Origin of the sequence: Kosakonia arachidis (assembly GCF_900116535.1) — a bacterium.
Lineage (GTDB): Bacteria > Pseudomonadota > Gammaproteobacteria > Enterobacterales > Enterobacteriaceae > Kosakonia > Kosakonia arachidis.
In genome coordinates, this window is sequence record NZ_FPAU01000003.1 from 588,288 (window position 1) to 614,416 (window position 26,129).

Below are 26,129 nucleotides of genomic sequence, written 5' to 3' on the forward strand. Positions count from 1 at the left end.
CATGGCAGATTACCAGGGTAAAAAAGTCGTCATTATCGGTCTCGGGCTGACAGGCCTTTCCTGCGTTGACTTTTTCCTCGCGCGCGGCGTTACGCCATACGTTATGGACACGCGCGTTTCGCCACCAGGGCTCGATAAGTTGCCAGAGGCGGTAGAGCGCCATCTTGGTAGTCTCAATGATGACTGGTTGCTGGCGGCTGACCTGATTGTCGCAAGCCCCGGCGTCGCACTGGCTCATCCTTCTCTGAGCGCGGCAGCCGATGCTGGCGTTGAGATTGTCGGTGATATCGAACTCTTCTGCCGCGAAGCGCAAGCGCCAGTCATTGCGATTACCGGTTCAAACGGTAAAAGCACCGTCACCAAACTGGTGGGCGAAATGGCCGAAGCGGCAGGCGTTAATGTGGGCGTTGGCGGCAATATTGGCCTGCCTGCGCTGATGTTGCTTGATGACGCTCGCGAACTCTATGTGCTGGAGCTTTCCAGCTTCCAACTGGAAACCACTTTCAGCCTGCACGCTGCTGCTGCAACCATCCTGAACGTGACGGAAGATCATATGGATCGTTATCCGTTCGGGTTGCAACAGTATCGCGCCGCAAAACTGCGCGTTTACGAAAATGCGAAAGTCTGTGTGGTAAATGCGGACGACGCGCTGACTATGCCGGTACGGGGTGCCGATGAGCGCTGCGTGAGCTTCGGCGTTGACGTAGGCGACTATCACCTGAACCGCCAACAGGGCGAGACCTGGCTGCGTGTAAAAGGTGAAAAGGTTCTGAATGTTAAAGAGATGAAGCTGAGCGGCCAGCACAACTATACCAACGCACTGGCGGCGCTGGCGCTGGCGGATGCCGTGGGTTTACCGCGGGCCAGCAGCCTGAAGGCACTGACAACCTTTACCGGACTGGCGCACCGCTTCCAGTTGGCGCTGGATCATAACGGCGTACGCTGGATTAATGACTCAAAAGCGACCAATGTCGGCAGCACTGAGGCGGCGCTGAACGGTTTGCAGGTTGACGGTACGCTGCACCTTCTGTTGGGCGGGCACGGTAAATCTGCCGATTTCTCACCGCTGAAGCGCTATCTCGGCGGTGATCGTATTCGTCTTTATTGCTTTGGTCGCGATGGTGGCGAGCTGGCGGATTTACGTCCGGAAATCGCCGATCAGGTAGAAACGATGGAAGAGGCGATGCGTCTGATCGCCACGCGTGTACAGCCGGGCGATATGGTGTTGCTGTCACCTGCCTGCGCCAGCCTCGATCAGTTCAAGAATTTCGAACAACGGGGTGATGTCTTTACCCGTTTGGCGCAGGAGTTAGGCTGATGCGTTTAACGCTCCCACGCCCGAGAATGCCGCGCCTGCCGGGATTTAGCCTCCTGGCATGGTTATTTACGGCATTGAAGGGCTGGGTTATGGGATCACGGCAAAAAGATTCCGACAGCCTGGTGATGTACGACCGCACGCTATTGTGGTTGACGCTGGGCCTGGCAGCGATCGGTTTCATTATGGTGACTTCGGCCTCGATGCCGGTAGGGCAACGCCTGACGGATGATCCTTTCTTCTTTGCCAAGCGTCATGCGCTGTATCTGTTCCTGGCGTTTTGTATGTCGATGATCACGCTGCGTTTGCCAATGGATTTTTGGCAGAAATACAGCTCGGCGATGTTGATCGCCGCGATCATTATGCTGCTGGTGGTATTGGTCGTGGGGAGTTCGATCAACGGGGCCTCTCGCTGGATCGATCTCGGTGTCATGCGCTTCCAGCCAGCGGAGTTCACCAAGCTGTCGCTGTTCTGTTACCTGGCTAACTACCTGGTGCGTAAGGTAGATGAAGTGCGTAATAACCTGCGCGGCTTCCTCAAACCGATGGGCGTGATTCTGGTGTTGGCGGTTCTGTTGCTGGCACAGCCAGACCTCGGTACGGTGGTGGTGCTGTTTATCACCACACTGTCGATGTTGTTCCTCGCTGGGGCGAAACTGTGGCAGTTCATTGCCATCATCGGTATGGGAATTTCAGCGGTAGTGCTGCTGATCCTCGCCGAGCCGTATCGTATTCGCCGCGTAACGTCTTTCTGGAACCCATGGGAAGATCCCTTTGGTAGCGGTTATCAGTTAACGCAGTCGTTGATGGCATTTGGTCGCGGTGAGTTATGGGGCCAGGGGCTTGGAAACTCGATACAGAAGCTGGAGTATCTGCCTGAAGCACATACGGACTTTATCTTCTCCATTATCGGGGAGGAACTGGGTTATATCGGTGTGGTAGTGGCACTTTTAATGGTATTCTTCGTCGCTTTCCGCGCCATGTCTATCGGGCGAAAAGCGCTGGAAATTGATCATCGTTTCTCTGGTTTCCTGGCCTGCTCAATTGGTATCTGGTTTAGCTTCCAGGCTCTGGTTAACGTCGGTGCGGCGGCAGGCATGCTGCCGACCAAGGGGTTGACTCTGCCGCTTATCAGTTACGGTGGTTCCAGCTTACTGATTATGTCAGTGGCGATTACGCTACTGCTACGCATAGATTATGAAACGCGTCTGGAAAAAGCTCAGGCGTTTACACGAGGTTTGTGATGAGTGGTCAACCAAAGCGGTTAATGGTGATGGCGGGCGGTACCGGCGGGCATGTCTTCCCCGGGCTGGCGGTTGCACACCATTTGATGGATCAGGGCTGGCAAGTGCGCTGGCTCGGAACCGCCGATCGCATGGAGGCCGATCTGGTGCCCAAACACGGTATCGAGATCGATTTTATCCGTATTTCCGGCCTGCGAGGCAAAGGGATCAAAGCGCAGTTGATGGCCCCGGTGCGTATTTTTAATGCCTGGCGTCAGGCTCGTGCCATCATGCAGCGCTTTAAGCCGGATGTGGTGCTGGGAATGGGCGGTTATGTTTCTGGCCCAGGCGGGCTGGCTGCCTGGTCGCTCGGTATTCCGGTAGTGCTCCATGAGCAGAACGGAATTGCTGGGTTAACCAATAAATGGCTGGCGAAAATCGCTACCAAAGTGATGCAGGCATTTCCCGGCGCGTTTCCAAAAGCGGAAGTCGTTGGAAACCCGGTGCGCGTTGATGTGCTGGCATTGCCACTACCTCAGGAGCGTTTACCGGGCCGCGAAGGGCCGGTTCGCGTGCTGGTCGTTGGTGGCTCCCAGGGTGCGCGCGTGCTGAACCAGACAATGCCGCAGGTCGCGGCGAAACTGGGCAATGCTGTCACTATCTGGCATCAGAGTGGCAAAGGCGCGCAACAGGATGTTGAGCAGGCGTATGCTGCCGCGGGCGAACCGCAGCATAAAGTGACGGAATTTATTGACGATATGGCGCAAGCCTACGCGTGGGCAGATGTGGTGGTGTGCCGTTCAGGTGCACTGACGGTCAGCGAAATTGCAGCCGCAGGTTTACCGGCGCTGTTTGTGCCTTTCCAGCACAAAGATCGTCAGCAGTACTGGAATGCATTACCGCTGGAAAAAGCGGGCGCCGCGAAGATCCTCGAACAGCCGCAGTTCACCGTTGATGCGGTAGCCGCGACGCTGGCGGGCTGGGATCGCGAAGCATTACTGGCGATGGCGGAACGTGCGCGTGCGGCGGCCATCCCGGATGCCACCGAACGAGTGGCGAATGAAGTCAGCCTGGCAGCTCAGGCGTAAATACTGGCGGCGCATTGGCGTCGCGCAAATTTAAGTAGTCGATGGCGTTTAGAGAATGAATACACAAGAACTGGCGAAACTGCGTTCAATCGTGCCCGAGATGCGACGTGTCCGGCACATTCACTTTGTCGGCATTGGCGGTGCTGGCATGGGCGGTATTGCCGAAGTGCTGGCCAATGAAGGCTACCAGATTAGTGGTTCCGACCTGGCGCCAAACCCGGTGACCCAGCAACTGGCGTCGCTCGGTGCCACTATTTATTTCAATCATCGTCCGGAAAATGTGAGCGATGCCAGTGTTGTTGTTGTCTCCAGCGCTATTTCTGCCGATAACCCTGAAATTGTCGCGGCGCATGAAGCACGTATTCCGGTTATCCGTCGCGCGGAGATGCTGGCTGAACTGATGCGTTTCCGTCATGGCATCGCGATTGCCGGTACACATGGTAAAACGACCACGACAGCGATGGTGGCCAGTATTTATGCAGAAGCCGGGCTGGACCCGACTTTTGTTAACGGTGGTCTGGTGAAAGCTGCCGGGGTGCATGCGCGTCTGGGACACAGCCGTTACCTGATTGCAGAAGCTGATGAAAGTGACGCTTCCTTCCTGCATCTGCAACCGATGGTAGCGATTGTCACCAATATCGAAGCCGATCACATGGATACTTACCATGGTGACTTCGAGAATTTAAAAACAACGTTTATCAATTTTCTGCACAACCTGCCGTTCTACGGCCGTGCGGTAATGTGTGTGGACGATCCGGTTATCCGCGAATTGCTGCCGCGTGTAGGACGTCAGACGACAACGTACGGATTTAGCGATGATGCGGATATTCGGGTAGAAAATTATCGCCAGGTCGGGCCACAGGGGCACTTCACTTTGGTGCGTCAGGATAAACCGGAACTGCGTGTCACGCTGAATGCGCCTGGCCGTCACAATGCGCTGAACGCGGCGGCGGCGGTAGCAGTAGCGACAGAAGAGGGGATCGAAGATGAAGCGATCCTTCGTGCGCTGGAAAGTTTCCAGGGTACCGGTCGCCGTTTTGATTTCCTTGGCGAATTCCCGCTGGAAGCTGTGAATGGCAAAAGCGGTACTGCCATGCTGGTAGATGACTATGGCCATCACCCGACGGAAGTGGATGCCACGATTAAAGCAGCGCGCGCGGGCTGGCCGGATAAAAACCTGGTCATGCTGTTTCAGCCGCACCGTTTTACCCGTACTCGCGACTTGTACGACGATTTCGCCAATGTGTTGATGCAGGTTGATTCCCTGCTGATGCTGGAGGTTTATCCGGCTGGCGAAGCAGCTATCCCGGGCGCTGATAGCCGTTCGCTATGCCGTACTATTCGCGGACGTGGCAAAATTGATCCGATCCTTGTGTCCGATCCGGCACAGGTTGCGGCAATGCTGGCACCGGTACTGACCGGTAATGACTTGATCCTGATTCAGGGCGCAGGGAATATCGGCAAAATCGCCCGTAGCCTGGCTGAGTGCAAACTGAAACCGCAGAGCACAGAGGAGGAGCGCCGTGGCTGAGAAAGTAGCGGTTCTGCTGGGCGGTACCTCCGCCGAGCGTGAAGTTTCGCTTAATTCCGGTGCAGCGGTGCTGGTGGGTTTGCGGGAAGGTGGCGTGGACGCGCACGGCGTGGATCCACGCGATGTGGATGTTACCCGCCTGAAAGAGATGGGATTTAGTAAAGCATTTATTGCGTTGCATGGTCGTGGCGGCGAAGACGGCACCCTGCAGGGGCTACTTGAACTGATCAATATGCCTTATACCGGTAGCGGCGTTATGGCATCCGCTATCTCCATGGATAAACTGCGCAGCAAATTGCTGTGGCAGGGGGCCGGATTACCGGTTGCACCATGGGTCGCATTCGAACGCAGTGAATTTGAATCAGGCCTAAGTTGTGATGATATTCAACGCATTGATGAACTGGGGTTACCTGTTATTGTCAAGCCCAGCCGTGAAGGCTCCAGTGTTGGCATGTCGAAGGTAGACAAAAGTGAAGATCTGCAGGCAGCGTTAGCGCTTGCATTTCAATATGATGATGAAGTTCTGATCGAAAAATGGCTAAGTGGCCCGGAATTTACCGTGGCGATGCTTGGAAACGAGATTTTACCGTCAATTCGTATCCAACCAGCGGGAATCTTCTATGATTATGAGGCGAAGTATCTCTCTGATGAGACAAAATATTTCTGCCCGTCAGGTCTGGAAGTGGAACGAGAGGCAGCATTACAGTCTCTGGTATTGAAAGCATGGTGTCTTTTAGGTTGCCGAGGCTGGGGACGAATAGATGCCATGCTGGATAGCGACGGTCAGTTTTATTTGTTGGAAGCGAATACATCTCCAGGGATGACGAGCCATAGCCTCGTGCCGATGGCTGCTCGCCAGGCGGGTTTGAGCTTCTCGCAACTTGTTGTTCGTATTCTGGATCTGGCGGAGTGATATGTCACAGGCTGCGCTGAACACGCGAAACCGCGAAGCGGAGGCCGTAACCACCTCTCGCCGTAACAATGGAACGCGTATTGCAGGGATTTTGTTCCTGCTGGCGGTGCTGTGCACCGTGTTTGCTAGCGGCTGGGTAGTTTTGGGTTGGATGGAGGATGCACAACGCTTGCCGTTGTCAAAGCTGGTAGTGACGGGCGATCGTCATTACACCCGTAATGATGATATTCGTCAGTCAATTCTGGCGTTGGGGGCACCCGGCACCTTCATGACGCAGGATGTTAATATTATTCAGAGTCAGATCGAGCGCCTGCCCTGGATAAAGCAGGCAAGCGTTAGAAAGCAGTGGCCAGACGAATTGAAGATTCATCTGGTTGAATACGTGCCGATTGCGCGGTGGAATGATCAGCATATGGTCGATGCCGATGGTAATGAATTCAGCGTGCCGTCCGAACGAACCAGTAAGCAGGTTTTGCCCATGTTGTATGGCCCTGAAGGCAGTGAAAGCGAAGTATTGCAGGGCTACCGCGATATGGGCCAATTGTTGGCGAAGGATAAATTCACGTTAAAAGAGGCGGCGATGACGGCGCGACGTTCATGGCAGGTCACGCTGACTAACGATATCAGGCTCAACCTGGGTCGTGGCGATACGATGAAACGTCTGGCGCGCTTCGTGGAACTCTACCCGGTGCTGCTGCAACAGGCGCAAACAGACGGTAAAATGATCAGTTACGTGGATTTACGCTATGACTCAGGCGCGGCTGTAGGCTGGAAAGCAGCCCCTGTTCAGGAACCGAATCAGCAGCAAAATCAGGCACAACAGAATCAGGCACAGGCAGAGCAACAATGATCAAGGCGACGGACAGAAAACTGGTGGTTGGACTGGAGATTGGCACCGCAAAGGTAGCCGCTTTAGTAGGGGAAGTTCTGCCCGACGGTATTGTGAATATCATTGGTGTGGGCAGTTGCCCGTCCCGTGGTATGGATAAAGGCGGAGTAAACGATCTGGAATCGGTAGTGAAATGCGTACAGCGCGCTATCGATCAGGCTGAATTGATGGCAGATTGCCAGATATCTTCTGTCTACCTGGCGCTTTCGGGGAAGCACATTAGTTGCCAGAACGAAATTGGGATGGTGCCGATTTCGGAAGAGGAAGTGACGCAGGAAGATGTGGAGAACGTTGTGCATACTGCCAAATCGGTGCGTGTACGCGACGAACACCGTGTTCTTCATGTGATTCCGCAGGAGTATGCCATTGACTACCAGGAAGGGATCAAAAACCCGGTTGGGCTCTCTGGCGTGCGTATGCAGGCCAAAGTACATTTGATTACTTGCCATAACGATATGGCAAAAAACATCGTTAAAGCCGTGGAACGATGTGGGTTGAAAGTTGACCAACTTATTTTCGCCGGACTGGCCTCAAGCTATTCGGTGTTGACGGAAGATGAACGAGAACTGGGCGTCTGCGTTGTTGATATCGGCGGTGGTACAATGGACATGGCGGTCTATACTGGCGGCGCGCTGCGCCATACGAAAGTGATCCCTTATGCAGGGAATGTGGTCACCAGCGATATTGCTTACGCTTTCGGTACGCCGCCCAGTGATGCTGAAGCCATCAAAGTTCGCCACGGTTGTGCGCTGGGGTCGTTAGTCGGCAAAGATGAGAGCGTTGAAGTACCCAGCGTGGGCGGTCGCCCGCCGCGCAGTTTGCAGCGTCAGACGCTGGCAGACGTGATTGAGCCCCGCTATACCGAGTTGCTCAATCTGGTTAACGATGAGATTTTGCAGTTGCAGGAACAGCTTCGCCAGCAGGGAGTAAAGCATCACCTTGCGGCGGGGATTGTGTTGACCGGTGGCGCTGCGCAAATGGAAGGCCTTGCGGCCTGTGCGCAGCGGGTTTTCCATACGCAGGTGCGTATTGGTGCACCGCTCAATATTACTGGCTTGACCGATTATGCCCAGGAACCGTATTACTCAACGGCGGTAGGGTTGCTGCACTACGGGAAAGAAACGCATCTCAGTGGTGAAGCTGAAGTGGAAAAACGCGTGTCAGTAGGGTCATGGTTCAAACGAATCAACAGCTGGCTGCGAAAAGAGTTTTAGTTTTTTTCAGAGAACGCAGAAAATTAGCGGTCTCAGGCGACAGGCACAAAACGGAGAGAGATTATGTTTGAACCGATGGAATTAACCAACGACGCGGTGATTAAAGTCATCGGCGTCGGTGGCGGCGGCGGCAACGCCGTAGAGCATATGGTGCGCGAGCGCATTGAAGGTGTTGAATTTTTCGCTGTAAATACTGACGCGCAGGCGTTGCGTAAAACAGCGGTGGGGCAAACCATTCAGATCGGCGGTGGGATCACCAAAGGCCTGGGCGCTGGAGCAAACCCTGAAGTTGGTCGCAATGCGGCTGAAGAAGATCGTGAAGCCCTGCGCGCTGCGCTCGAAGGCGCTGATATGGTCTTTATCGCGGCAGGCATGGGTGGCGGTACCGGTACGGGTGCAGCTCCTGTTGTGGCTGAAGTCGCTAAAGATTTAGGTATCCTGACGGTTGCTGTGGTGACCAAGCCTTTCAATTTCGAAGGCAAGAAGCGCATGGCCTTTGCTGAGCAGGGTATCACTGAGTTGTCCAAACATGTGGACTCGCTGATCACTATCCCGAACGACAAGTTACTGAAAGTGCTTGGCCGTGGTATTTCTCTGCTCGATGCATTCGGTGCAGCGAACGATGTGCTGAAAGGCGCTGTGCAGGGTATCGCTGAACTGATTACGCGTCCTGGCCTGATGAACGTTGACTTCGCTGACGTGCGCACCGTAATGTCCGAAATGGGCTACGCGATGATGGGTTCTGGTGTGGCCAGCGGTGAAGATCGCGCGGAAGAAGCGGCAGAAATGGCGATTTCCAGCCCGTTGCTGGAAGATATTGATCTCTCTGGCGCTCGCGGTGTGTTGGTTAACATTACTGCTGGCTTCGACCTGCGTCTGGATGAGTTCGAAACGGTGGGTAACACTATCCGTGCTTTCGCATCTGATAACGCGACTGTGGTTATTGGTACGTCTCTTGATCCGGATATGAATGATGAGCTGCGCGTGACCGTCGTTGCGACAGGCATCGGCATGGACAAACGCCCAGAAATTACGCTGGTGACCAACAAACAGACGCAGCAGCCAGTGATGGATCGCTATCAGCAGCACGGCATGCAGCCGATGCAACAGGAACAGAAACCGGCGAAAGTGGTTAACGACAATACACCGCAAACCACTAAAGAACCCGATTATCTGGACATTCCGGCGTTCCTGCGCAAGCAAGCGGATTAAGAATTTACTGGAAGTTGGGCTTCGTCGCTCTTTGTGCTAAACTGGCCTACCGACTTGTGTTATACACTTCGGATGGATTGGTAATAAGGCGAGATTATACGATGATCAAACAAAGGACACTTAAACGTATCGTTCAGGCGACTGGCGTCGGTTTGCATACCGGCAAGAAAGTCACACTGACGTTGCGCCCTGCGCCGGCAAATACCGGGGTCATCTATCGTCGCACTGACTTGAATCCACCGGTAGATTTTCCGGCTGATGCTAAATCTGTGCGTGATACTATGCTCTGTACTTGTCTGGTCAACGAGCATGACGTGCGGATTTCCACCGTTGAGCACTTAAATGCTGCGTTGGCGGGGCTGGGTATCGACAATATTATTGTTGAAGTCGATGCACCGGAAATTCCCATTATGGATGGCAGTGCTGCACCTTTCGTTTATCTGCTAATGGATGCAGGGATCGAAGAGCTTAACAGCGCCAAAAAATTCGTTCGTATCAAAGATACGGTGCGTGTTAAAGACGGTGATAAATGGGCTGAGTTCAGACCGCATAATGGTTTCACGCTCGACTTTACCATCGATTTTAACCACCCGGCGATTGATGCAAGCACTCAACGCTACGCAATGAACTTCTCTGCCGACGCATTTATGCGCCAGATTAGTCGTGCGCGTACCTTCGGTTTCATGCGTGATATTGAATACCTCCAGTCTCGCGGACTGTGCCTGGGCGGTAGCTTCGATTGTGCCATCGTAGTTGACGATTATCGCGTACTGAATGAAGACGGACTTCGTTTCGAAGATGAATTTGTTCGTCATAAAATGCTGGATGCTATTGGCGACTTGTTCATGTGTGGTCACAATATCATTGGTGCGTTTACCGCATATAAATCGGGCCACGCATTAAACAACAAACTACTGCAGGCTGTTCTGGCAAAACAGGAAGCCTGGGAATATGTGACCTTCGAAGACGATGCCGAATTGCCACTGGCATTTAAAGCACCGTCAATGGTTCTGGCATAACACCATAACCACAAAATCGACTGGTTAACCTGGCACTCTCTCCGGTCAGGGAAACCAGTCGATTTTATTGCCTTTTCTCCCACCACGCTTTTCCCTCTTCTGTGTAGCATTATCTTTTTTTCCGCTTTAAACGGTGTGTTTGCTGCTTTCCTGGTCAATTTCGCCCTTTTGAAGCCTGAATACTACTGCGGTGCTGGCGGCTTTAGTGGTAAGATTTGGGCGCAAAACGACACTGACAGAAGCAAAGTCGGACAAGTGTGATTTTTTGGGTGGAGCAGGTGAACGGTATACTGACGTGCTGGCGACAATTTGGCAGACGCTATTTCTGGCCGCATCTCTTATTAGGGATGGTTGCGGCGAGTTTTGGCTTGCCTGCATTTGCCGGTAGCGCTGAGCCACACCAGCCTGCGCGTGAAACGACCCGCAATCACGATGGCGTCAATAACGTCAATTTTACCAGTTTCTCCTTGCTCGAAGCGAAACGGCGCCCAAACTTTACTGTCGATTACTGGCATCAACATGCCATTCGTACCGTGATTCGTCATCTTTCGTTCGCTATGGCGCCTCAGGCGCTGCCTGTAGCAACGGAAGAGTCATTGCCCATTCAGGCACATCATTTAGCATTGCTGGATTCGCTCAGCTCATTGCTGATGCTGGAAAGCAAGCCGCCAACGGTTGTCCGCCTGCCTGTTTATATCCCTTCTACGCCACTTGATGCGTTTAGCGTGCCCGCCTGGGTGAGCCAGGTGCAGGGTATTCGCGCAGGTCCTCAACGCTTTAGCTAAAAAAAGAGCCTTTTATCCATTTTTTAGTTCCGCTGTGCGGAGCGTTTGAGATTTTTATTATGCTAATCAAGTTATTAACGAAAGTATTCGGTAGCCGCAACGATCGTACACTACGTCGCATGCGTAAAGTTGTCATTCAGATCAATGCCATGGAACCGGCCATGGAGCAGCTTAGTGATGAAGAACTGAAAGGTAAAACCGCAGAGTTTCGCGCCCGTCTGGAAAAAGGCGAGGCGGTAGATAATCTGTTGCCTGAAGCTTTTGCTGTGGTTCGCGAAGCGAGCAAGCGCGTATTTGGTATGCGCCACTTTGATGTACAGCTATTGGGCGGTATGGTACTGAACGATCGCTGCATCGCGGAGATGCGTACTGGTGAGGGTAAAACCTTGACAGCGACCCTGCCAGCTTACCTGAATGCCCTGAGCGGTAAAGGCGTTCACGTTGTGACGGTGAACGATTATCTGGCGCAGCGCGACGCCGAAAACAATCGTCCATTGTTTGAGTTCCTCGGCTTGACAGTCGGTATTAACCTGCCAGGTATGCCTTCTGTTGCCAAGCGTGAAGCTTACGCCGCCGATATTACCTACGGCACCAACAATGAATACGGCTTTGACTACCTGCGCGATAACATGGCGTTCAGCCCTGAAGAGCGTGTACAGCGTAAACTGCACTATGCACTGGTGGATGAGGTTGACTCCATCCTTATCGATGAAGCTCGCACCCCGCTGATCATCTCCGGGCCTGCGGAAGACAGCTCTGAGCTCTATAAAAAAGTGAACAAAATCATTCCTTCTCTGATTCGCCAGGAGAAAGAAGATTCTGACACTTTCCAGGGCGAAGGGCATTTCTCAGTGGATGAGAAAGCGCGTCAGGTAACGCTGACCGAACGCGGCCTGGTGCTGATTGAAGAGCTGCTGGTAAAAGAAGATATCATGGACGAGGGCGAGTCACTCTACTCCCCGGCCAATATTATGCTGATGCACCACGTCACCGCTGCGCTGCGAGCTCATGCACTGTTCACTCGCGATGTGGATTACATTGTTAAAGATGGCGAAGTCATCATCGTTGATGAACACACCGGTCGTACCATGCAGGGGCGTCGCTGGTCTGACGGTCTGCATCAGGCGGTTGAAGCCAAAGAAGGCGTGGAAATCCAGAATGAAAACCAGACGCTGGCTTCTATCACCTTCCAGAACTATTTCCGTCTGTATGAAAAACTGGCCGGTATGACCGGTACGGCGGATACCGAAGCATTTGAATTCAGTTCGATCTACAAGCTGGATACGGTTGTTGTGCCAACAAACCGTCCGATGATTCGTAAAGATATGGCGGATCTGGTTTACATGACCGAAGCGGAAAAAATCCAGGCTATTATCGAAGATATTAAAGAGCGTACCGCCAAGGGCCAGCCAGTGCTGGTGGGGACTATTTCCATTGAAAAATCAGAGGTTGTCTCTGAGGAGCTGGACAAGGCGGGTATCAAGCACAACGTGCTGAACGCCAAATTCCACGCCAAAGAGGCGGATATCGTTGCTCAGGCGGGTTATCCAGGCACGGTAACCATTGCCACCAACATGGCGGGCCGTGGTACGGATATTGTGCTGGGCGGTAGCTGGCAGGCAGAACTGGCTGAGATTGAAAATCCGACCGAAGAGCAAATCGCAAAAGTGAAAGCGGACTGGCAGGTACGCCATGATGCTGTGCTTGCCTCTGGCGGCCTGCATATTATCGGTACCGAGCGTCACGAATCTCGTCGTATCGATAACCAGTTGCGCGGTCGTTCCGGTCGTCAGGGCGATGCCGGCTCTTCCCGTTTCTACCTTTCCATGGAAGATGCGCTAATGCGTATTTTCGCCTCTGATCGTGTTTCCGGCATGATGCGTAAGCTGGGGATGAAACCGGGTGAAGCGATTGAGCATCCGTGGGTTACGAAGGCGATTGCCAACGCACAACGTAAGGTGGAAAGCCGCAACTTCGATATTCGTAAGCAACTATTGGAATATGATGATGTTGCCAACGATCAGCGCCGTGCTATTTATACTCAGCGTAACGAACTGCTGGATGTATCTGACGTGAGCGAAACCATCAACAGCATTCGCGAAGACGTTTTCAAAACTACCATCGACGCACATATTCCGCCGCAATCTCTGGAAGAGATGTGGGATATCCCGGGTCTGCAGGAGCGTCTGAAAAACGACTTCGATCTCGATCTGCCGATTGCGGAATGGCTGGATAAAGAGCCGGATCTTCATGAAGAGACGCTGCGTGAGCGCATCCTGCAGAACGCCATTGAAACTTACCAGCGCAAAGAAGACGTGGTAGGTGCGGAAATGATGCGTCACTTTGAAAAAGGCGTGATGTTGCAGACGCTGGATTCCCTGTGGAAAGAGCATCTGGCAGCCATGGATTACCTGCGTCAGGGGATCCATCTGCGTGGTTACGCGCAAAAAGATCCGAAGCAGGAGTACAAACGCGAATCCTTCGCTATGTTTGCAGCGATGCTGGAGTCGCTAAAATATGAAGTGATCAGCACGCTGAGCAAGGTGCAGGTGCGTATGCCTGAGGAAGTGGAAGAGATGGAGCAGCAGCGTCGCCAGGAGGCGGAGCGTCTGGCGCAAATGCAACAGTTGAGCCATCAGGATGATGAATCCGCAGTGGCCGAAGAACTTGCTGCGCAGACGGGCGAGCGCAAAGTGGGTCGTAACGATCCATGCCCTTGCGGTTCGGGTAAAAAATACAAACAGTGCCACGGCCGTTTAGCGTAATTTTGTGATAAAAATGTAAAAGGCGCAGATATCTGCGCCTTTTTTATGGAGCCAGCCTAATGAAAATACTCAACATTGCGGTCGGGATCATTCGCAATCCTCAAGGAGAAATCTTTATTACACGCCGTGCTGCGGATGCGCACATGGCAAATAAACTGGAGTTTCCGGGCGGTAAAATTGAAGCGGGCGAAACGCCGGAACAGGCGATGAGCCGTGAATTACAGGAAGAAGTCGGTATTACGCCGCTGGGTGCAACACTGTTTGATAAGCTGGAGTATCAGTTTCCCGATCGCCATATCACGCTGTGGTTCTGGCTGGTTGAGCGCTGGGAAGGGGAGCCGTGGGGAAAAGAGGGACAGCCAGCAGAATGGATAGCACCGCAGATGCTGAAAGCGGAGGATTTCCCGCCGGCTAACGAACCCATTATTACCCGGCTGGCACAACGTTAAGCGGTGTGCCAGCGGCAAAAACATTACTGTTGCTCTTCGCTCCATTTATCGCTGTCTGACAGCTCGTCAGAGCTGGCGATGCGTTTCTCTTCCGCGGCCCATTCTCCCAGATCGATAAGCTGGCAGCGTTTGGAACAGAAGGGGCGAAAGGGGCTGATTTCACCCCAGACGACAGATTTCCTGCAGGTTGGGCAGTTAACAATGGTTGTTTCAGTCATATTGGCTCCTTAACAACAGGCCAGTTCGAAATCCAGCCGTTCCGGCACGATCCCGTTTTCGCTGTCGAGGGGTAAAAAGCGGATAGCAAAACGGCTCTTATGCCCGGAAATTTGCGGATACAGCCGATCCCGCAGTGTCAGTTTCAGACGCAGTAAATCGGCATCTTCGCCATTATCCTGGTAAAAACCATTCAGGCTGGTTTGATGGCGGAATGGCGCGGCGTTGCGGATCAGATCAAGGATCAATTGCAGCGTTGCTTTGAGCGGATCGAGGCTTTCCAGCCAGACCGCGACCTGCGTATCACGTTGCTCCTGCGGCAAATGCAGCCACATGTGCAGCGTAGGCAGATCAAAGCTGCAACACCCGCCGGGGATACTCAGACGCTGGCGTACCAGCGCAATTAATCGATCTTCACGCAAAAGCTGGCCGATGCGTGGCGCGGCCATCAGGATATTGCTGCTCTCTTTCAACTGCTGGCGCAGGGATTCGATACGGTTGAGATCCACTCCATCCACTTCGCTCCATGCGCGCAATTTCCTCTGCTGGCGTTCCAGCTCTTTCAATAATTCCGTACGCGTATCGCCGCGTTCGAACACATCCAGTAAATCACCGACGTTACGGAAAAAGTGCAGCGCATCAGCATGGTCGCTCAGCGGTAAACGGACGGTGAGTTGCTGAAGCAGAAATTCGACACGCAGCCAGGTGCGCATCTTCTCGTTAAGCGGGTGTTCAAAAAGGATGTGGGTGTGCATTACGGTTTTTCCTGTGATACGGCCTGCGAAGCATATTTCAGATACGCAGAGTGCAGGCGGGCAACATCCGATGCTATCGCACCTGGTGCGCCATCATTGTCAATAACATCATCAGCGACGGCAAGTCGCGCTTCACGTGTGGCCTGAGCCGCAAGAATATGTTCGGCATGTTCACAGCTGACGCCATCACGCTGCATGGTGCGTGCAATTTGAGTCTCAACCGGGACATCCACCACCAAAACCCGGTCGGCTTTACGATATAGCTGGTTTTCCACCAGCAGGGGAACAACCCACAGTACATAAGGCGATGTTGCCTGCGCAATCTCACGCTGGGTCTGCTGATGAATTAACGGATGGAGCAGGCCATTGAGCCACTCTTTATCAGCCGGAGAAGCAAAAATACGTTCACGTAATGCCCGGCGGTTTAGCGAGCCGTTGGCAAGAAGTACCCCTGCCCCAAAACGTGCTGTGATGGCGCTTAATGCTTGCGAACCCGGTTCCACAACCTGACGCGCAATAATATCCGCATCGACAACGTTAACCCCAAGCTGTGCGAAAGCATCCGCTACGGTACTTTTCCCACTGCCGATGCCGCCGGTTAACGCGACCGTATACCCCATAATACCTCATCCCAAAATGGGTCTGCCTGACATCACAATCCACATTCTCTTTCGCCCTATTCATGGCGCTTTTTTATCATCTGCAAAAGGGATGAAAACGTAAAGACCTGAATATATTTAAGAATATAATCAATGCGTTGTGAGTTAATCAAGTGACAATGAAATCGATTAATCTAAACTTGCCGGTTCACCAGATAAATTTATAAGATTGTAGCGTAAAAAAAGAGAAATTCGCAGTCTTGCGCAGCCCTTATTAGCGCGTATGATAGCGTCACTGGAGTTGTGAGTTTGTATTTCCGCCATTAACCCCAGGAATCCGCACATGCGTATCGAAGAAGATCTGAAGTTAGGTTTCAAAGACGTTCTTATCCGCCCTAAACGTTCTACCCTTAAAAGTCGTTCCGATGTTGAGTTGGTGCGCGAGTTTACCTTCAAACATTCTGGAGTTAACTGGTCCGGCGTACCCATTATTGCCGCGAATATGGACTCGGTTGGCACTTTTATGATGGCAAAAGCACTGGCCTCATTCGACATTCTCACTGCCGTGCATAAACACTATTCCGTCGAAGACTGGAAGGATTTCATTGCGCGCGAATCTGCGGATGTGCTGCGCCATGTAATGGTTTCCACCGGAACATCTGATGCCGATTTTGATAAAACAAAACAGATCCTTGCGCTGCATCCCGCACTGAATTTTGTCTGCATTGATGTGGCAAATGGCTATTCCGAGCATTTTGTACAGTTTGTTGCGAAAGCGCGTGAAGCCTGGCCGAATAGAACCATCTGCGCCGGTAATGTTGTGACGGGTGAAATGTGTGAAGAACTGATCCTCTCCGGCGCCGATATCGTTAAAGTGGGTATTGGTCCGGGCTCTGTCTGCACCACGCGTGTGAAAACCGGCGTTGGCTATCCGCAGCTTTCTGCGGTGATCGAATGTGCTGATGCTGCGCATGGTCTGGGTGGACAGATTGTCAGCGATGGCGGCTGCACTGTTCCTGGCGACGTAGCGAAAGCCTTCGGCGGAGGTGCAGATTTCGTGATGCTGGGCGGTATGTTGGCAGGTCATGAAGAGAGCGGCGGCACCGTGGTTGAAGAGAACGGTGAAAAATTCATGCTGTTCTATGGCATGAGCTCTGAATCTGCAATGAATCGCCACGTTGGCGGCGTTGCCGGTTACCGTGCTGCAGAAGGTAAAACCGTCAAGCTGGCGCTGCGTGGACCCGTAGAAAATACTGCGCGCGATATTTTGGGCGGTCTGCGTTCTGCATGTACCTACGTTGGTGCCTCTCGTCTGAAAGAACTGACTAAACGCACTACCTTTATTCGCGTTCAGGAACAGGAAAACCGCGTTTTCAATAGCCTGTAATCGCTAAACAGGCGCCGCGTTATGCCGCGCCTTCGCTTACCCCGCGCTGCTCATCGCATCCCCCAGATGGAAGATGGGCAGGTACATTGCCACAACCAGAACCCCGATAATCAACCCAGTCACAACCAGCAACAACGGTTCAAGCACGGTAGCCAGACCATCTGCCTGACGCTGAGTTTGTTCGCTATGATGCTGCGCCAGGTTGTACAGCATCGTATCCAGCGCGCCGGAAACCTCTCCTGTGCTAATCAACTGAATACACAGCGTCGGGAATTCACCGCTTTCTTTCAGGGCGGCAGCAATCGACATGCCCTGAGTTATCTCCTGATGCGCACGTTGCAGGATATCGCTCCAGTAAGGGCAAGAAAGCGTCTCCTGGACACTTTCCAGACCCTGCAAAAAAGCGATACCCGCACGCTGCGTCAGCGACAGGACGGTAAATATCTGGCTGAGCTTCTGTCCGCGTATCAACTGACCCATTACTGGAGTGCCCAGTAACAGTCGCTGTCGGTAACGAAGCCAACCGGGGTGATGACGTAGTGATCTCATGACGCCGAGCACCAGCGCCGTAAATACTATCAACGGCATGGCACAGTGCTGCATAACGTCAGCTGTGGCAATGACACCCCGTGTGAGCACCGGAAGTGGGGTGTTAAATGTCTGGTAGATGGCTGAGAACTCAGGTAATACCAGATATATCATTGCCAGCACCACTGCTGCTGTCAGAGAGAGGATGATTAGCGGATAGCGAAGCGCTTTTTTTACTTTCAACGCCAGCTCCCTTTGCGCTTGCTGCTGGCTGACGAGCTTGAAGCAGCACTCATCCAGTTTACCGGTTAACTCGCCGGTGCGAATCATCGCCAGCCAGAGCGGAGGAAACACATCAGGCCACTGGCGTAGCGCAGCCGAAAATGTTTCCCCCTGCTCCAGCGTTTGTGCAATCTGATGCAACAGCGCTTGCCACTGTCTGGCGGGGTGTTGCCCTGCCAGCAGTTGTAACCCTTCCGGTAATGTCAGACCGGCCTGTAGAAGCGTAGCAAGTTGTTGCAACACCGAGCATCCATGTTCCGCTTGCCAGAGCGAGCGACGTACTGGGCTGCGTTTCAACGTCAGAAGATGGATTTGCCGCTGATGTAATAGCAACATCACGCTGTCGCGATTTTCGCTCCAGTGCGTACCGCTTTGCAGGGTGCCGTTGTCATCAAGCCCGGACCACAGCCAAAGGTGTTTACTCGCCATCCGGAAAACCCAGGATGCGTACCAGTTCGTCAAAGGTAGTCAACCCTTGTTCCACGGCCTGGCATCCATGCTCAAACAGCGTGGTCATGCCACTCTGCCGCGCCAGTATTCCAATCTCTCCCGCACCCATATTGCCAGCAATGGCATGACGTATTTCCGGTGTGATGGCGAGGACTTCAAACAGTGCCAGGCGCCCGTAAAAACCGTGATAGCACTGTTCACAGCCTTCGGCCCGCCAGCGCGGCAGCGGACGAGGCCACAGCGTACCGGGAAGATGGATATTCTCCATAGCAAGTTTTCGGCAGTGCGGGCAGAGTTTACGCACCAGGCGTTGCGACACCACCAGCGACAGTGCCGAGGAGATCATCCAGCGGGCAACGCCCATTTGTTGAATGCGTACCAGCGTTTCGCTGGTAGAGTTGGTATGCAGTGTTGACAGTACCAGATGTCCGGTTTGGGAGGCTTTTATCGCGATTTCGGCGGTTTCACCATCGCGGATTTCGCCAATCATGATGATGTCCGGATCCTGGCGTAACAGCGCGCGCAATACGCTCTGAAAGGTTAGCCCGCTGCGCGGATTGATTTGTGTCTGTGTTAGTCCGGCAAGTGGGATCTCTACGGGATCTTCCACGCTGGTAATGTTAACTTCTGGTTTATTCCGCGCCTGCAGTGCGCTGTACAGCGTGACTGTTTTACCGCTACCTGTTGGGCCGGTAACCAGCAACAACCCTTGTGGCTGCGCCAGTGCGGCGGCAAACAGTGCCCGCTGTTGATCGGTCATTCCCAGCACTTCCAGTTCCAGCGGTTGGTTAACCTGATGCAGCAGGCGCAGGACCACTTTCTCTCCATGCCGGCAGGGGAGGGTGGCAATGCGAAACGAGATCGATTGCCCGCATATTTCCTGACTGAACTGACCATCTTGTGGTAAACGATGCTCGGCGATGTCGAGATTGCCGAGCACTTTTAACCTTGCAGTCAGCGTGCTGGCAAGCGTGCCGGGTAGAGGCGAAAGCGGATGCAGTACGCCATCGACGCGCAGGCGAATGGTGTAGTGCGTTTCGCCGGGTTCAAAATGGATATCTGAAGCGCATAGCATTAGCGCTTGTTGAAGCGTACGTTCAACGATCTCCACCGCGGCGGTACTGCTCTCTTCCTGTACCACCGGTACCACGGTTTGCGCTTTCATCTGCAAATGTTTATCCATTTGCTCTGGCGTCCAGCAGCGAATATCGACACGCTTCTGAGCAGCAAAAGTGAGTGATTCCATTAATTCGGTGCTGGGTGTTTCAACCACTGCAATCGTTAAGAGATCATTTTCGCTTTTGAGGACGACCGCATTATGACGCTGGCATAATGCACTGAGTTTATCGGGTTGCATTGGCGCTCCTTACTTGCCGGTCCGGAAAACATCTTCACAAGCCTGCTGGAGCGAGCTGTCTGCCTGAATGTTGCAATTGCGCGCCCAGCCCTGCATTCCGTCAGCGTTGCTCCACTGCGGCGTCATCACTACGCTCAGTCCGTTCAGGCTCTCCTGTCCGGTCAGCGAGACCACGCCTTTTGTTACGCTCATTGCCGAGACATAGCGAGTAGTGGTGGGGGACGGTATACCGTTGCTGCTGGCATCGCAGCTATCCACGCCGCCGCGATCCAGCGCGCAAAGTTCAACAGCTGTACGGTACGGAATAAACGTTTGCAGCATGTCGGTGAGGGCGGCTTTACGAAGGTAGTTTTGGTAGGCGGGAATGCCGATGGCACTCAGGATCGCAATGATGCCAATCACCACCATCAGTTCGATTAAAGTAAATCCTTGTTGTCGTTTCATGAAACAGCTCCTTATGCAGAGCCGTCACTGTGTCAGCACATGATAAGGCGGACGAGGGGCAAAAATGATTTTGTGATAACGACTTCCGGCATTTTTAACGCTTTTGCAGAGTGTCGTATTATTTGTGGAAGGGCGTTCGCAAAAACGGGCCTGTGGCCCGTCCTTTGTAGAGATGATTCAGCGAAAACGCATCGATAAATCGAGGGCATGCACATGCTTGGTCAGCGCGCCAACGGAGATATAATCGACACCGGTTTCAGCAAATTCACGCAGCGTTTCGTTCGTCACATTGCCGGAAACTTCCAGTCGCGCCTGGCCGTTGGTGCGTTTAACCGCTTCGCGCATCTGGTCGGTTTCGAAGTTATCCAGCATGATGATGTCAGCACCTGCTTTCAGCGCGTCGTCCAGCTCTTCCAGCGTTTCAACTTCTACTTCCACCGGGACATCCGGGTGTAGCCAGAAGGCTTTTTCCACCGCCTGGCGAACAGAGCCAGCAGCAATGATATGGTTCTCTTTGATCAGAAAAGCGTCTGAAAGGCCCAGGCGATGGTTGCCGCCGCCGCCGCACAGTACCGCATATTTCAGTGCGGTACGCAGGCCCGGCAGCGTTTTACGCGTATCGAGAAGCTGGGTTTTGGTTCCGCGGAGCAAATCCACATAGCGCCGTACTTCGCTGGCTACACCGGAGAGGGTTTGCACAAAGTTCAGCGCCGTACGCTCACCGGTCAGGAGTACACGGGAAGGGCCATCCAGTTCGAACAGCGGTTGATCGGCACGGATCGTATCGCCATCTGCAACGAGCCAGGTCAGCGTCACGTCGTCGCCAGCTAGCTGGATAAAAACCTCTTCAACCCAGCGTTTACCGCAAAAGACGCCGTCTTCGCGGGTAATAACCACTGCATGAGAGCGGTTCTCTGGCGGTAATAATTGCGCGGTAATGTCATTGTTAGCGTCAACTTCTCCGCCCAAATCTTCACGCAGCGCTTGAGCGACAGCAGCAGGGATATCCAGTTCGATGCGTTTTTGCAGCGCGTCACGTCGAAGATCGGGGTTATAGCGGCGAGGCGGCATGATAAACTCCAAAAAGGGTAACGAATCACAAAGTTAGGCGATGTCCTGTTCGGGAGACCATTATGGGGCACCGCGCGGACATGCTACTCTGAAGCGTGTTTTAGCACCATCCTCTTAAAGGAGTTCCTTATGCCGTTACGCAAGGGCTGGCTGGTGGAAGCGCGGCACGTTCCGTCTCCCCATTTTGATTGCCGCCCGGACGATGAACAGCCTTCACTGCTGGTGGTACATAATATTAGCCTGCCGCCCGGTAAATTTGGCGGCCCGTGGATAGACGCGTTGTTCACCGGTACGCTCGATCCCGATGCTGATCCCTTTTTCGCCGAAATTGTTCATCTGCGCGTTTCCGCGCACTGCCTGATCCGCCGTGATGGCGAGGTTGTGCAATATGTGCCTTTCGATAAACGCGCATGGCATGCAGGCGTATCCTCTTATCATGGTCGGGAACGCTGCAATGATTTCTCGATTGGGATCGAACTTGAAGGCACCGATAATCTGCCGTATACCGATGCGCAGTATCAGCAACTGGTGGCGGTGACGCGAACACTCATCGAGCTTTATCCGGCGATTGCTAACAATATGACCGGTCACAGCGATATTGCGCCGCAACGGAAAACCGATCCCGGACCGGCTTTCGACTGGGCCAGATTCCGTGCGCTGGTCGCCGGCTCGTCAGAAAAGGAGATGTCATGACGTTATTTACCATGCTGCTGGTGCTGGCAGCAGAACGGCTGTTTAAACTGGGAGAGCATTGGCAACTGGATAACCGGCTGGAAGTGCTGTTCCGGCGAGTTAAGCGTTACTCCATGTTCCGTACGCTGTCGATGACAGTACTGGTGATGCTGGTAACCTTTCTGATCCTGCGCGCGCTGCTGGGGCTGTTTTTCAACGTACCGTTGCTGGTGGTCTGGATCCTGATTGGTGTGTTATGCATTGGCGCGGGCAAGGTGCGTCTGCATTACCACGCTTATCTGAAGGCGGCGGCACGTAATGACAGTCATGCCCATAATGCGATGGCGAATGAGTTAACGTTGATACACGGTGTACCGCCGGGATGTAATGAGCGTGAGTTTTTACGCGAACTGCAAAACGCGCTGGTATGGATCAACTTCCGCTTTTATCTGGCCCCGCTGTTTTGGTTTATTGTCGGCGCATCCTGGGGGCCGGTACTGCTTGCAGGCTATGCATTCTTGCGTGCCTGGCAGTCGTGGCTGGCGCGTTACCAGACGCCTAATGAACGTCAGCAGTCAGGCGTTGATGCCATTTTACATGTGCTGGACTGGGTACCTGTCAGGCTGGCTGGCGTGGTGTACGCGCTGGTTGGGCACGGTGAAAAGGCGTTGCCTGCCTGGTTTGCTTCCCTTGGGGACGGTCATACATCGCAATATCATGTTCTGACGCGCCTCGCACAGTTCTCACTGGCGCGCGAGCCGCATCTGGACAAAGTCGAAACGCCGAAAGCTGCGGTGTCGATGGCGAAAAAAACCTCGCTGGTGCTGGTCGTGGTGGTCGCGTTGTTGACGATTTACGGCACGTTGATCTGATAGCGTACTGCAGTTTTACTGATTATCCGCAACCGGGATGCCGAAATCAGGCATCCCGGTTTCTTACCAGCGAATCGTTTTCAGATGGGTATAGCGATCAGGATCGGAGAGCGAGCCGGTCGTCCTCAGTTTCAATGTTGTTCCGCACGTGATTGTACGGTCAGCGATCGCGTCTATCACAGCGGGTCGGTAACCGCATCGGCTGCAAAAATAGGTCAACCAGCATCGGAACGAAACCTGGATAACGTTGCGGTAGCCCCCCTCTCCTGGGCAGAGAGGGGGGGGCAGACAAGGATTAACTGGCTTTTACGGTTTTTGCACTTTTCTGTTTGAACAGGTAGCCGACACCCAGCACAGCAATCCATACCGGGATCAGATAGACCGAAATTCCCATGCCAGGTGTCATCAGCATGATCACCAGCACTGCGGCCATAAACAGCAGGCAGATCCAGTTGCCCAGCGGATAGAACAGCGCCGGGAAGCGAGGCGTCACGCCCTGCAACTGTTTCGCGCGACGGAAACGCATATGCGCCAGGCTGATCATCGCCCAGTTAATTACCAGAGCGGAAACCACCAGCGCCATCAGCAGACCGAATGCCGATTCAGGTGCGAAGTAGTTGATCAGCACGCACAGCGCGGTAAAGAGCGCGGAAGTCAGGATGGTGTTCACCGGGACACCACGTTTATCAACTTTTTGCAGGATTTTTGGCGCATTGCCCTGCTTCGCCAGACCAAACAGCATACGGCTATTGCAGTAAACGCAACTGTTATAAACAGAGAGGGCGGCAGTCAGCACCACAACGTTCAGCGCGTTGGCGACGAAGGAGTCACCCAGTTCGTGGAAAATCAGCACAAACGGGCTGGTATCTGCCGTTACGCGAGTCCAGGGCATTAGCGAGAGCAGCACCGCCAGTGAGCCAACATAGAAAATCAGGATACGATAGATAACCTGGTTGGTGGCTTTTGGAATGCTCTGTTCCGGATTATCGGCCTCTGCGGCGGTGATCCCCACCAGCTCAAGGCCACCAAACGAGAACATAATGATCGCCATCATCATCACCAATCCACTGATACCATGCGGCAGGAAGCCGCCCTGTTCCCACAGGTTACGTACAGTCGCCTGCGGGCCAGCGCTATCGCTGAACAGCAGCCAGCCGCCGAAAATGATCATGGCGACAACCGCGAATACTTTAATAATGGCAAACCAGAACTCCATCTCACCAAACACTTTCACGTTGGTCAGGTTGATGGCGTTAATGACGACAAAAAAGGCCGCAGCAGAAACCCATGTCGGGATTTCCGGCCACCAGAACTGAATATATTTCCCGACCGCAGTCAGTTCCGCCATCGCCACCAGCACATACAGCACCCAGTAGTTCCAGCCAGAAGCAAAACCGGCAAAGCCACCCCAATATTTGTAAGCAAAGTGGCTAAATGAACCAGCTACCGGCTCTTCTACGACCATTTCGCCCAACTGGCGCATGATCAGAAAAGCGATAAAACCTGCAATGGCGTAGCCCAGAATAATACCGGGACCGGCGGATTGAATGACCGATGCGCTGCCCAGAAAAAGGCCAGTCCCAATAGCGCCACCCAGCGCAATAAGCTGAATATGGCGGTTCTTAAGGCCGCGCTTTAGCTGATCGCCGTGCTGTTGACCTTCCATCATGAAACCTCGTGTGTGGTTATTATGTTTACGCTGTCGTTTGCGTGTAAGGAATAAATTCCATTTTTGTATTTTATTTTTTACGAATTGCCGACGTTATTTTTCGTCGGGCTCTTTCGTAGTGCCAAGAATAGTGGTAAGTGGGCGTGAATGCATCTGCTTTGTGAAGTGATGATGACGACTGATGAAAAAGAAACCGTTTGCCAGTACCCCAACTACCCCCTTCTCGAACATTTACTTTGTTTTTATGCAGTTTAATTGCATAAAAAACCAAAAATGAATCAACTGAATCGGTTCAAATGCCTTAGTCAGCGTTTCATAAAAGTTAAAACTGCCTCTTTCGTGGTAAATGGGACATTTGTACAAGGTTACATCTTTGAAACGTCATTTCTGTATGATTGTTAAAATGTGCGTGGTTTCCTGATTTCAATCAAAACCTGTATGGACAGGAGGTGAATACTTTGTTACTTTAGCGTCAAGAACGTGAAATTGGTAAGACCAATTTACTCCGGCGAATGGCAGAGACAGGGAACCATGGCCTACAGCAAAATCCGCCAACCAAAACTCTCCGATGTGATTGAGCAGCAACTGGAGTTTTTGATTCTCGAAGGGACCTTACGTCCCGGTGAAAAACTTCCTCCAGAGCGCGAACTGGCGAAACAGTTCGATGTTTCTCGTCCTTCACTGCGCGAGGCCATTCAGCGCCTCGAAGCGAAAGGTCTGCTCCTTCGTCGCCAGGGTGGCGGGACTTTTGTCCAGAGCAGTCTGTGGCAGAGCTTCAGCGATCCGCTGGTAGAGCTGCTCAACGATCATCCCGAATCCCAATTTGACCTGCTTGAAACCCGCCATGCGCTAGAAGGCATAGCGGCTTATTACGCAGCGCTGCGCAGCACAGATGAAGACAAAGCGCGTATCAGCGAGCTGCACCATGCGATTGAACTGGCGCAGCAGTCCGGGGATTTGGACGCGGAGTCCAGCGCTGTTGTGCAGTATCAAATTGCCGTAACCGAAGCGGCCCACAATGTCGTGCTGCTCCATTTGCTACGCTGCATGGAGCCCATGTTGGCGCAAAACGTCCGGCAGAACTTCGAATTGCTGTACGCACGCCGGGAGATGCTCCCTCTGGTCAGTAACCATCGCTCAAGTATTTTCGCGGCGATCATGGCCGGGCAGCCGGAAGAGGCGCGTGAAGCGTCACACCGCCACCTGGCGTTTATCGAAGAGATTTTGCTGGACAGAAGCCGTGAGCAGAGCCGGCGTGAACGCTCGCTACGGCGTTTAGAGCAGAGAAAGAATTAAGATTTTCTGGTGCCGTTTGTGCCAGAAGAGTTGTAACACCAGCGCCAAACTTTAGAGCGCGGCAACTAAACACAGAACCTGTCTTATTGCGTCTTTCCCGAAGGGCTCAATGGGACAGGTTCCAGACA

At 53.2% G+C, this 26,129-nt stretch carries 24 protein-coding genes; 16 read left to right on the forward strand and 8 right to left on the reverse strand.

Translation table 11 applies throughout. From position 1 onward, the window contains the following. The first annotated feature begins 1 nt into the window (after nucleotide 1). The 12 genes from murD to mutT all read left to right on the forward strand — a co-directional run bounded on the left by murD (nucleotide 2) and on the right by mutT (nucleotide 14,403). A complete protein-coding gene (murD, locus tag BM427_RS14450; protein WP_090122546.1) occupies nucleotides 2–1,318 on the forward strand; it encodes a UDP-N-acetylmuramoyl-L-alanine--D-glutamate ligase in 1,317 nt (438 codons plus the stop codon). Continuing rightward, nucleotides 1,318–2,559 carry a cell division protein FtsW gene (gene ftsW, locus BM427_RS14455; protein ID WP_090122547.1) on the forward strand — a complete coding sequence of 414 codons (1,242 nt, stop codon included), beginning with the start codon at nucleotides 1,318–1,320 and terminating at the stop codon, nucleotides 2,557–2,559. Before murD ends, ftsW begins: the two co-directional genes overlap by 1 nt. Further along, nucleotides 2,559–3,626: an undecaprenyldiphospho-muramoylpentapeptide beta-N-acetylglucosaminyltransferase gene (murG, locus tag BM427_RS14460; RefSeq protein WP_090122549.1), complete on the forward strand. Its 1,068-nt coding sequence runs from the start codon at nucleotides 2,559–2,561 to the stop codon at nucleotides 3,624–3,626. The genes ftsW and murG overlap by 1 nt, the downstream gene beginning before the upstream one ends. Before the next feature lie 55 nt (nucleotides 3,627–3,681). After that, the gene (gene murC, locus BM427_RS14465) at nucleotides 3,682–5,157 is read left to right on the forward strand and encodes a UDP-N-acetylmuramate--L-alanine ligase (protein ID WP_090122550.1); all 1,476 of its coding nucleotides are present in this window, start codon (nucleotides 3,682–3,684) and stop codon (nucleotides 5,155–5,157) included. Beyond that, the gene (locus tag BM427_RS14470; RefSeq protein WP_090122552.1) at nucleotides 5,150–6,070 is read left to right on the forward strand and encodes a D-alanine--D-alanine ligase; all 921 of its coding nucleotides are present in this window, start codon (nucleotides 5,150–5,152) and stop codon (nucleotides 6,068–6,070) included. The genes murC and BM427_RS14470 overlap by 8 nt, the downstream gene beginning before the upstream one ends. Before the next feature lies 1 nt (nucleotide 6,071). Continuing rightward, nucleotides 6,072–6,920, forward strand: coding sequence for a cell division protein FtsQ (gene ftsQ / locus BM427_RS14475; RefSeq protein WP_090122553.1), 849 nt, complete (start codon nucleotides 6,072–6,074; stop codon nucleotides 6,918–6,920). Continuing rightward, nucleotides 6,917–8,173: a cell division protein FtsA gene (gene ftsA / locus BM427_RS14480; protein WP_017457932.1), complete on the forward strand. Its 1,257-nt coding sequence runs from the start codon at nucleotides 6,917–6,919 to the stop codon at nucleotides 8,171–8,173. Before ftsQ ends, ftsA begins: the two co-directional genes overlap by 4 nt. A 63-nt stretch (nucleotides 8,174–8,236) precedes the next feature. Further along, entirely contained in the window at nucleotides 8,237–9,385 is a 1,149-nt protein-coding gene (ftsZ, locus tag BM427_RS14485) for a cell division protein FtsZ (RefSeq protein ID WP_090122554.1), read from the forward strand. Nucleotides 9,386–9,486: 101 nt separating this feature from the next. Beyond that, entirely contained in the window at nucleotides 9,487–10,404 is a 918-nt protein-coding gene (gene lpxC / locus BM427_RS14490; protein ID WP_090122556.1) for a UDP-3-O-acyl-N-acetylglucosamine deacetylase, read from the forward strand. Nucleotides 10,405–10,682: 278 nt separating this feature from the next. Continuing rightward, nucleotides 10,683–11,189: a secA translation cis-regulator SecM gene (gene secM / locus BM427_RS14495; protein WP_167518535.1), complete on the forward strand. Its 507-nt coding sequence runs from the start codon at nucleotides 10,683–10,685 to the stop codon at nucleotides 11,187–11,189. 59 nt (nucleotides 11,190–11,248) lie between these two features. Further along, nucleotides 11,249–13,954, forward strand: a complete 2,706-nt coding sequence (gene secA / locus BM427_RS14500) for a preprotein translocase subunit SecA (RefSeq protein ID WP_090122557.1) — start codon at nucleotides 11,249–11,251, stop codon at nucleotides 13,952–13,954. 59 nt (nucleotides 13,955–14,013) lie between these two features. Beyond that, the gene (gene mutT, locus BM427_RS14505) at nucleotides 14,014–14,403 is read left to right on the forward strand and encodes an 8-oxo-dGTP diphosphatase MutT (RefSeq protein WP_090122559.1); all 390 of its coding nucleotides are present in this window, start codon (nucleotides 14,014–14,016) and stop codon (nucleotides 14,401–14,403) included. A 23-nt stretch (nucleotides 14,404–14,426) separates the two neighbouring features. Here the strand turns inward: mutT and yacG are convergent, their stop codons facing one another. From yacG to coaE, 3 genes are read right to left on the reverse strand one after another with little or no spacing between them, the layout of a single operon-like run. Continuing rightward, nucleotides 14,427–14,621 (reverse strand): DNA gyrase inhibitor YacG, encoded by a 195-nt coding sequence (yacG, locus tag BM427_RS14510; RefSeq protein WP_090122561.1) that lies wholly within the window; start codon nucleotides 14,619–14,621, stop codon nucleotides 14,427–14,429. 9 nt (nucleotides 14,622–14,630) lie between these two features. After that, nucleotides 14,631–15,374: a cell division protein ZapD gene (gene zapD, locus BM427_RS14515; RefSeq protein ID WP_090122563.1), complete on the reverse strand. Its 744-nt coding sequence runs from the start codon at nucleotides 15,372–15,374 to the stop codon at nucleotides 14,631–14,633. Beyond that, nucleotides 15,374–15,994, reverse strand: coding sequence for a dephospho-CoA kinase (gene coaE / locus BM427_RS14520; RefSeq protein ID WP_090122564.1), 621 nt, complete (start codon nucleotides 15,992–15,994; stop codon nucleotides 15,374–15,376). Before coaE ends, zapD begins: the two co-directional genes overlap by 1 nt. 322 nt (nucleotides 15,995–16,316) lie before the next feature. Here coaE and BM427_RS14525 point away from each other — a divergent pair, with 322 nt between their 5' ends. After that, nucleotides 16,317–17,360: a GMP reductase gene (locus BM427_RS14525; protein ID WP_090122567.1), complete on the forward strand. Its 1,044-nt coding sequence runs from the start codon at nucleotides 16,317–16,319 to the stop codon at nucleotides 17,358–17,360. Nucleotides 17,361–17,396: 36 nt separating this feature from the next. Here BM427_RS14525 and hofC read toward each other — a convergent pair whose 3' ends face one another. The 4 genes from hofC to nadC all read right to left on the reverse strand — a co-directional run bounded on the left by hofC (nucleotide 17,397) and on the right by nadC (nucleotide 21,492). Further along, a complete protein-coding gene (hofC, locus tag BM427_RS14530) occupies nucleotides 17,397–18,599 on the reverse strand; it encodes a protein transport protein HofC (RefSeq protein WP_090122571.1) in 1,203 nt (400 codons plus the stop codon). Then, nucleotides 18,589–19,977, reverse strand: coding sequence for a type II secretion system protein GspE (gene gspE, locus BM427_RS14535; RefSeq protein ID WP_090122573.1), 1,389 nt, complete (start codon nucleotides 19,975–19,977; stop codon nucleotides 18,589–18,591). The genes hofC and gspE overlap by 11 nt, the downstream gene beginning before the upstream one ends. A 9-nt stretch (nucleotides 19,978–19,986) precedes the next feature. Beyond that, complete coding sequence (ppdD, locus tag BM427_RS14540; protein ID WP_090122575.1) at nucleotides 19,987–20,421, reverse strand: prepilin peptidase-dependent pilin; 435 nt, start codon at nucleotides 20,419–20,421, stop codon at nucleotides 19,987–19,989. 177 nt (nucleotides 20,422–20,598) lie between these two features. Continuing rightward, complete coding sequence (nadC, locus tag BM427_RS14545; protein ID WP_090122577.1) at nucleotides 20,599–21,492, reverse strand: carboxylating nicotinate-nucleotide diphosphorylase; 894 nt, start codon at nucleotides 21,490–21,492, stop codon at nucleotides 20,599–20,601. A 129-nt stretch (nucleotides 21,493–21,621) separates the two neighbouring features. Here nadC and ampD point away from each other — a divergent pair, with 129 nt between their 5' ends. Further along, the gene (ampD, locus tag BM427_RS14550; RefSeq protein WP_090122578.1) at nucleotides 21,622–22,185 is read left to right on the forward strand and encodes a 1,6-anhydro-N-acetylmuramyl-L-alanine amidase AmpD; all 564 of its coding nucleotides are present in this window, start codon (nucleotides 21,622–21,624) and stop codon (nucleotides 22,183–22,185) included. Beyond that, on the forward strand, nucleotides 22,182–23,036 hold the full coding sequence (gene ampE / locus BM427_RS14555) for a beta-lactamase regulator AmpE (protein WP_090122580.1): 855 nt from the start codon (nucleotides 22,182–22,184) through the stop codon (nucleotides 23,034–23,036). The genes ampD and ampE overlap by 4 nt, the downstream gene beginning before the upstream one ends. 295 nt (nucleotides 23,037–23,331) lie before the next feature. Here ampE and aroP read toward each other — a convergent pair whose 3' ends face one another. Then, nucleotides 23,332–24,705: an aromatic amino acid transporter AroP gene (gene aroP, locus BM427_RS14560; protein WP_090122581.1), complete on the reverse strand. Its 1,374-nt coding sequence runs from the start codon at nucleotides 24,703–24,705 to the stop codon at nucleotides 23,332–23,334. A gap of 531 nt (nucleotides 24,706–25,236) precedes the next feature. On the opposite strand from aroP, the gene pdhR reads away from it, so the two are divergent. Next, nucleotides 25,237–26,001 carry a pyruvate dehydrogenase complex transcriptional repressor PdhR gene (gene pdhR, locus BM427_RS14565; protein WP_090122582.1) on the forward strand — a complete coding sequence of 255 codons (765 nt, stop codon included), beginning with the start codon at nucleotides 25,237–25,239 and terminating at the stop codon, nucleotides 25,999–26,001. Nucleotides 26,002–26,129 lie beyond the last annotated feature (128 nt).

Bases quoted from the DNA above. Each gene is read 5' to 3' on its own strand.
- ftsA (WP_017457932.1), top strand. From the start codon at position 6,917: ATGATCAAGGCGACGGACAGAAAACTGGTGGTTGGACTGGAGATTGGC.
- mutT (WP_090122559.1), top strand. From the start codon at position 14,014: ATGAAAATACTCAACATTGCGGTCGGGATCATTCGCAATCCTCAAGGA.
- coaE (WP_090122564.1), bottom strand. From the start codon at position 15,994: ATGGGGTATACGGTCGCGTTAACCGGCGGCATCGGCAGTGGGAAAAGT.
- pdhR (WP_090122582.1), top strand. From the start codon at position 25,237: ATGGCCTACAGCAAAATCCGCCAACCAAAACTCTCCGATGTGATTGAG.
- ftsZ (WP_090122554.1), top strand. From the start codon at position 8,237: ATGTTTGAACCGATGGAATTAACCAACGACGCGGTGATTAAAGTCATC.
- gspE (WP_090122573.1), bottom strand. From the start codon at position 19,977: ATGCAACCCGATAAACTCAGTGCATTATGCCAGCGTCATAATGCGGTC.
- nadC (WP_090122577.1), bottom strand. From the start codon at position 21,492: ATGCCGCCTCGCCGCTATAACCCCGATCTTCGACGTGACGCGCTGCAA.
- zapD (WP_090122563.1), bottom strand. From the start codon at position 15,374: ATGCACACCCACATCCTTTTTGAACACCCGCTTAACGAGAAGATGCGC.
- yacG (WP_090122561.1), bottom strand. From the start codon at position 14,621: ATGACTGAAACAACCATTGTTAACTGCCCAACCTGCAGGAAATCTGTC.
- secA (WP_090122557.1), top strand. From the start codon at position 11,249: ATGCTAATCAAGTTATTAACGAAAGTATTCGGTAGCCGCAACGATCGT.
- murD (WP_090122546.1), top strand. From the start codon at position 2: ATGGCAGATTACCAGGGTAAAAAAGTCGTCATTATCGGTCTCGGGCTG.
- ppdD (WP_090122575.1), bottom strand. From the start codon at position 20,421: ATGAAACGACAACAAGGATTTACTTTAATCGAACTGATGGTGGTGATT.
- ftsW (WP_090122547.1), top strand. From the start codon at position 1,318: ATGCGTTTAACGCTCCCACGCCCGAGAATGCCGCGCCTGCCGGGATTT.
- hofC (WP_090122571.1), bottom strand. From the start codon at position 18,599: ATGGCGAGTAAACACCTTTGGCTGTGGTCCGGGCTTGATGACAACGGC.
- murC (WP_090122550.1), top strand. From the start codon at position 3,682: ATGAATACACAAGAACTGGCGAAACTGCGTTCAATCGTGCCCGAGATG.
- ampD (WP_090122578.1), top strand. From the start codon at position 21,622: ATGCCGTTACGCAAGGGCTGGCTGGTGGAAGCGCGGCACGTTCCGTCT.
- BM427_RS14525 (WP_090122567.1), top strand. From the start codon at position 16,317: ATGCGTATCGAAGAAGATCTGAAGTTAGGTTTCAAAGACGTTCTTATC.
- murG (WP_090122549.1), top strand. From the start codon at position 2,559: ATGAGTGGTCAACCAAAGCGGTTAATGGTGATGGCGGGCGGTACCGGC.
- aroP (WP_090122581.1), bottom strand. From the start codon at position 24,705: ATGATGGAAGGTCAACAGCACGGCGATCAGCTAAAGCGCGGCCTTAAG.
- ampE (WP_090122580.1), top strand. From the start codon at position 22,182: ATGACGTTATTTACCATGCTGCTGGTGCTGGCAGCAGAACGGCTGTTT.
- lpxC (WP_090122556.1), top strand. From the start codon at position 9,487: ATGATCAAACAAAGGACACTTAAACGTATCGTTCAGGCGACTGGCGTC.
- ftsQ (WP_090122553.1), top strand. From the start codon at position 6,072: ATGTCACAGGCTGCGCTGAACACGCGAAACCGCGAAGCGGAGGCCGTA.